The organism is Acetobacter sp. DsW_063, from assembly GCF_002153745.1.
Lineage (GTDB): Bacteria > Pseudomonadota > Alphaproteobacteria > Acetobacterales > Acetobacteraceae > Acetobacter.
Map to the genome: position 1 here is coordinate 61271 of NZ_JOPL01000030.1, position 6301 is coordinate 67571.

Annotated in this window: 5 protein-coding genes; 2 read left to right on the forward strand and 3 right to left on the reverse strand. The window is 58.8% G+C overall.

Annotation, left to right across the window (positions count from 1 at the left end):
• Positions 1-133 precede the first annotated feature (133 nt).
• Complete coding sequence (locus HK28_RS06335) at positions 134-1870, forward strand: hypothetical protein (protein ID WP_086643761.1); 1737 nt, start codon at positions 134-136, stop codon at positions 1868-1870.
• A 163-nt stretch (positions 1871-2033) separates the two neighbouring features.
• On the opposite strand, the gene HK28_RS06340 is transcribed toward HK28_RS06335, so the two are convergent.
• The 3 genes from HK28_RS06340 to glp all read right to left on the reverse strand — a co-directional run bounded on the left by HK28_RS06340 (position 2034) and on the right by glp (position 5987).
• Positions 2034-3431: a cytosine permease gene (locus tag HK28_RS06340; protein WP_086643762.1), complete on the reverse strand. Its 1398-nt coding sequence runs from the start codon at positions 3429-3431 to the stop codon at positions 2034-2036.
• A 542-nt stretch (positions 3432-3973) separates the two neighbouring features.
• On the reverse strand, positions 3974-4681 hold the full coding sequence (lexA, locus tag HK28_RS06345) for a transcriptional repressor LexA (protein ID WP_086643763.1): 708 nt from the start codon (positions 4679-4681) through the stop codon (positions 3974-3976).
• Between the two features lie 100 nt (positions 4682-4781).
• Positions 4782-5987 (reverse strand): gephyrin-like molybdotransferase Glp, encoded by a 1206-nt coding sequence (gene glp / locus HK28_RS06350; RefSeq protein WP_086643764.1) that lies wholly within the window; start codon positions 5985-5987, stop codon positions 4782-4784.
• 164 nt (positions 5988-6151) lie between these two features.
• On the opposite strand from glp, the gene rpmG reads away from it, so the two are divergent.
• Positions 6152-6301, forward strand: a 150-nt coding sequence (gene rpmG / locus HK28_RS06355; RefSeq protein WP_086643765.1) for a 50S ribosomal protein L33, incomplete at its 3' end; no start/stop codon positions are given.

Here is a 6301-nt window from a genome sequence, read left to right on the forward strand (position 1 = left end):
CCTTTTGAAAACAAAAGATTTTAACAAACTTTGTCATATAGTTGTCATATTACTGTCATGGAACCTTATTTAGACTTGGTCTCGCCCCGGCTCCTAAGAACCGCATCGGTCTTGCCACTAACAGGAATCCCCGATGCCGGAGCCGTTATTTTTTGCAAAACGCAAAAGCGTTTTGCTGTTGAGCAGCGCGCTCGTACTGACGCAGTTTGGTTTTGGTCGCGATGCGCATGCTCAGGCGGCGTCACAGATCGACGTCATGGAAAAGCAAATTCGTCTTCTTCAGGTACAACTGAAAGAAATGAAGGTGCAGCAGGTTCACCGTGATCACGAAGTTGCGGAGGCTCGAGAGAACGCGAAGCAGGCCCGTATGGCCGCGGAAAGCAATCCGTACGCCATGCGTCGCGCGTATATCAACAGCAACGGCGCGCCGGGGCTGGACACTCCGCCGCCTTACATAACAGCAGAAACGCCTTACAGCACGGCTTATGGCCGGGTGTCCGGCGTTCCTTCGGGTCATGGAATTGCCAAGGCTCCAGTGTTCCACAAAGGCCAGTTTAATATTGGTCCTGTGACGATCACGCTGGGCGGCTTCCTGGAATCTGCTGGCATTTTCCGCACAAGAAACGAGACTGCGGACATCAGTTCCAATTTCGGCTCCATTCCGTGGGGCAATTCGCCCAACGCGCATGTCAACGAGTATCATCAGACGGAACGTCAGAGCCGTTTCGCAGCGCTCGTGGCGGCGAACGTGTCCCAGGCGGTCCGGGTGTCGGCTTATACCGAACTCGATTTCCAGGGCGCCGGCTCGTCCTCGAACTCTCGCCAAAGCAACAGCTATGTGCTTCGTTCGCGTCTGTTTTACGGAGCGGTGGAAGACACTGCGGACGATTTCTATATCAGCGGCGGCCAGATGTGGTCTCTCGCGACCATGTTCAAGCACGGAATGGGGCTGCGCGACGAACAGATTCCTCTGGTCATCGACGCGCAATACGTGCCGGGCTTCACATGGCTGCGCAACACCGGTGTCCGCGCGGTCAAGGGCTTCGACCACGGCAAGTACCACATCGGCGTGGAGATCGCGAACCCGCAGGCGGTTATCAACGTCGGCAGCGGCGGAACGTACCTTCCCAAAGGCGTCTCAAGCATCACCGCCAACAACACCGGTGGTCAGGTTTACAACTCGGACACCACCTATTCGACGGACGTCGCCCCCGATTTCGTCATCAAGGGAACCGCAGATCCGAAATTTGGCCACTTCGAAGCGTTCGGGGTCGGTCGCTTCTTGCACGATCGCGTAAGCTATGTCGGCACGGGCGAAAGTCACACGAAGTTCGGCGGCGGCGGCGGCGGCGGCATGATCATTCCGCTCATCAAGAACAAGTTCGACTTCCAGGCGTCGGGCCTTGCAGGCGTCGGCATCGGTCGTTACGGCACGTCGAACCTGCCCGATTACACCCTGAATTCCCGGGGCGCTCCCGCGCTGCTTCCGGAAGCGCAGGTTCTGGTCGGTCTGATCGGTCATCCGACCAAGTCGCTCGATCTTTACGCTTACGGCGGCATGGAGCAAATTCTGAACCGCAGTTCGTTCAATGAGGGCGGTAAGTCCTACGGCTACGGAAACCCGAACTACAACGTGACGGGTTGCGATACCGAAGGCGCGGCTTCGGGCCTCTGCCAGGCGAGCATCAAGCGTGTCGCGCAGGGTACGGTCGGGTTCTGGTGGCGTTACCTGAAGGGTGATTATGGCACGGTGCAGCTGGGCGCCCAATACTCCTACACGAACGTCGCCGCGTTCCGTGGCGTTGGCGGTACGCCGCATACCGACGACAACATGATCTTCTTCTCCATGCGTTACCTGCCGTTCCAATAAAGAACGGATAGGCGATTGAACTGCGGCTCAAATAGGACGTCGCAGTGTAATCGGATCGGGCTTTAAAATTTGTTTTGTAGGAAGGGCGCATGATTTCATGATCATGCGTTTTTTTTATGTGTAGGGGATTCTTGATTTTGCGGCTTCGGCAGTGCGGCGAAGATCAGGCGTCGCGGCCCGTGCTTCGGACGCCGCCGAGGATCGAGAGAGCCCAGTAAATAGCTCCAGGAACGAGAATTCCAGTGATCCACGACACGTCCACACCGCCAAGCATTCGCGCGGCGGCGCCGGTGTAGAGCGCGTTCGAGATAAAAGGTATTTGCACAAGTATACCGAGGCCGTAGCAAACGACGGCAGGACCGTTCACCAGCCCATAGATTCCGCCATCCTCCTTGAAAAGGGATGGAATATCGTAGTCGCCGTGGCGGACGAGATAATAGTCGACGAGATTTATCGCGGTCCATGGGGATAGAACGGCAAGAAGAAGTTCTATAAAATCATTGATAATATCGAGAATGTCGCCGCGGAGCGAGATCGTCGTCACGACTGATGCAGCAAGCAGAATGGCTGAGCATACGGCCCGGCTGCGGTGGGTCGGGCGCCAGTTCGGCCGAAATGTGTGCATGAACGTCATCATCGACAAGGCTGCGCAGTAAATCTGCATTGTACAACATATAAGTGTTGAGATAACGATGACGATCAGCAACGCAAGTGATACGGCGGATGATATGCCGTTCAACTCGGCGTAGAAGGACGCGGACGCCGCTGTGCTGCCGATATAGGCGCCAATCAGCGTTGGCGCCGCAGTTCCCAGAGTGCTGCCGGTCAGGCACGACCAGAATGCAGTTCTTTCCCCTGTATGGGCGGGTAAATAGCGAGAGTAATCTGACACGTAGGGCGCATAGGCGATCTGCCACAACACGCCGATCGAAAGTGCCGCGACGAAATCGCGAAGCGTCGGCATGGCGAACAGCGGCTCAACCGGCGCGGCATGCAGACCAAAGGCGTAATACGCGGCAAGCAAAATGAAGCTGGTCGCCGCTACATAGGTGTATCCGATGGTGAAGCGCTCGATCAGCCCATGTCCAACGGCACAGAGAATGAAGATTATTAACGCCGAGAGGATGACGGGCCACTGCTGGTCTGACAGGCCCAGAGCCAGATTGGTCTGGTCTCGGCCGATCGCCAGTATGGTCGCGGTGAAGCCGACATACATGAGAATAACCACAGCAACGATCAGCAATGCGCCCCACGCGCCGAACTGACCGCGAGTCTGTTGCATCTGCGGAACGCCGAGATGAGGCCCCTGAGCCGCGTGCAGAGCCATGAACACGCCGCCGACGCCATTGCCCGCCAGAATTGCTACAGCCGCCCAAAGAAGGGAGAGATGCAGAACCTTGCAGTAGATCATGCCTGTCATGATCGCGAGGATGTTCTGGTTGGCGCCAACCCACATCAGGCACAGGCTGCGTGCGTCGCCATGCCGTTTGTCCGCAGGCACGGGAAAGATCGTCTCTGATTCGATGAGCGTCGTTGTCGCTTCCTGTGAGGTTGTGCTCATCGGCGAACGGCCTCGCTTTTTGAAGCGTTAGCTGGATGGGACGGCGTCTTTGGCGCTGTGAGAATATTCAGCGTCGCCCTCGGGTGGGTCGAAGGGGCGCGAGTATATGTTGGCTTGTTGTCGGGTATCGTTGGGGGCGGCCGAAGGACGTCGGGAGCGGTCCATGCGAGCGACGAGGATCCAGACTCATTGATGACTTTTGGCTGCGACAGGCGATGTGTGACGGTGTAATTCGGCATGTTGTATAGACTTCCCGATGCAACCACTGAGCCGCGAGAAAGACACGTGGCGGATGCTATCGGAAGGCTGACATTTTCGTAACGGTCACGCAAGATTCTGCTGCCGACACAAGCGTCCGTCATCGCCAATATCGGTAAGATCGCGGCGCACGTTCGGGTGGTGTGGTCTATACAAGATCGCGCCAACGTCCGATGGGACCCAAGCCGCTCTTCAACCCGAACTATCTTCTTGCGGGCTGGTCTTTAGCCCCGCAGCGCGGCCAGCCTGACCGCTCTACAGAGCTTGCGTTAGTCAGAAGCGCGTTAGTTGTAGCTACGGAGCAACCCAACAAGACGCCCCTGAATGCGTAGGCGCTCGGCGGGGACGATCCGCGTCTCGTAAGCAGGATTCGCTGCTTCCAGCGCGATTGCGGCGCCGCGTTTGCGCAAGCGCTTCAACGTCACTTCGGCCTCATCGATCAAAGCGACGACGATCTGCCCGGTCTCGGCCGTGTCCGCTTTTCGGATGATCACGGTGTCTCCATCGAGAATCCCGGCTTCGATCATCGAATCGCCCGCTACTTCGAGCGCGTAATGCTCTCCCTGACCCAGCAGTGCGAGCGGCACGGCGACGTGTGTTCCGTTGTCGCGCAGGGCTTCGATGGGCAGACCTGCCGCAATCCGACCATAGAGCGGCAGATTGAGCGATCCGGCTTCGTCCGCCGTCCGCACGCCTGCAAGACGGTGGGAAAAATCACCTTTGATAACGTTGAGAGCCTGCGGAGAAGGGGCGGCTCCAAGTTGCTCGGATTCGCCTCCCGCCGGCAAACGAAGGATTTCCAGCGCGCGGGCGCGGTTGTGCCGACGCTGCAGAAACCCGCGCTCTTCCAACGCGGAGATCAGACGGTGCACGCCCGACTTGGATTTGAGGCCGAGCGCCTCTTTCATCTCGTCAAAAGACGGCGAGAAACCCGTCTGCTTGAGGTGCGAATCGATGAAGAGCAGCAATTCGTGCTGCTTACGGGTCAACATCAATTCATCTCCTCTCGCGGAATATGTTCGCGAATGTCCAGTCTTTGTTCTACATAAGTTCCTGTTTCTGGTCAATAACCTGACGTCACATTACGCAGGGTCAGTCCGGCATTCTTCCAAACCGAATGATGTCGCAGGCTTCGCCCCGGTTCGCGGCAGGGGCATGAACGGGGCGAAGCACAAGAGCGTCGCACGCCGCCAGAGGCGCAAGCATCCCCGAATCCTGTTTAGCAAACGGCGTAGCCCACAAAACACCCTCTTCATCGCGCGAGAGTGTGGCGCGGAGATGGTCGAAACGGCTGTCGTTGGCGCCGAGATCGATCGCAAGCCGCGCTTTCTCTCGCGGTTCTTCGGTCACGCTCTGGCCTGACATGGAGCGCAAGGCGGGCAGGGCGAACACGACGCTGCAAACAAAAGCCGCAACGGGATTGCCCGGGAGGCCGATGACAGGCGTCCCGCGCAGGCGCCCGAACATCAGCGGTTTGCCGGGGCGCATGGCGATTTTCCAGAAATCGACATCCAGGCCTGATTGCCCCAGCGCATCCTTCACCAGATCATAGGCCCCGACGCTGGCGCCGCCCACGGTCAGGATGAGGTCATGAGACTCCAGTCCCTGAGTCGCGCGTCGGATGTCCTCGAGGGTGTCCCGAGCGGGCGGAATCATGATTGGCTCGGCACCCGCTTCTCGCAGCAGGGCGGAGAGCATCGGCGCCACCGAACCGATGACGCCGCCCGGTGGAACGGCTTCCCCCGGCAGCGCAATTTCATCGCCAGTGCTGACGATGGCCACGCGAGGCCTGCGCCGGACGGTCACCCACGGCACGTTGGCCGCCGCCGCCACGCCGACATCTCGTGCCGTCATCCTGCGTCCAGCAGGAACCACGACCTGTCCTTCGGCGAAATCCTGTCCTTCCGGTCTTATGAAAGCGCTGGAGCAGGGTTCCGCATTGACCGTTATGGAGTTCTCCTTCCGGGACACGTTCTCCTGTATCAGTACCGCGTCTGCGCCGGAGGGGATCACGCTGCCGGTGAACAGGCGAACGCATTCGCCCGGACCGACCTGTCTGGACGTCGGGTGCCCGGCAGGCGCCTCGGCGACAATTCGAAGAACGGCGCCGACCCGGGCGTCGGCGGCCCTAACGGCGTAACCATCCATCGCGGAAACGTCGGCGGGCGGATTCGACATACGCCCGATCACGGGCGTCGCCGTGACTCGGCCAGCAGCGTCAGCTATTGAAACGATCTCGAGACCGAGCAAAGGAAGGGATGACAGGACGCGCGCGCGCGCTTCTGAAAGCTCGATCATGACGTTTGCGGCCTTTTTTCACGTTCCGAAGGGGCGCAGGACGCATAGAAAGCTTGACCTTCTGGCCCCAGATGAGCAATTTGCGCCGACTTTGAACCACAGCCGCGATCAGGGGTGCAAATCCAGACCTGCGGCGAACACTCGACCCCCTGAGGATTAGACCCATGGCGAAGACCAACGTTATTCAGATCCGGCTCGTCTCCACGGCCGACACCGGGTATTTCTATGTGACCCGCAAGAACGCGCGCGCGCAGACGGGCAAGCTCGAACTGAAGAAGTATGACCCCGTTGCGCGCAAGCACGTTGTGTTCCGC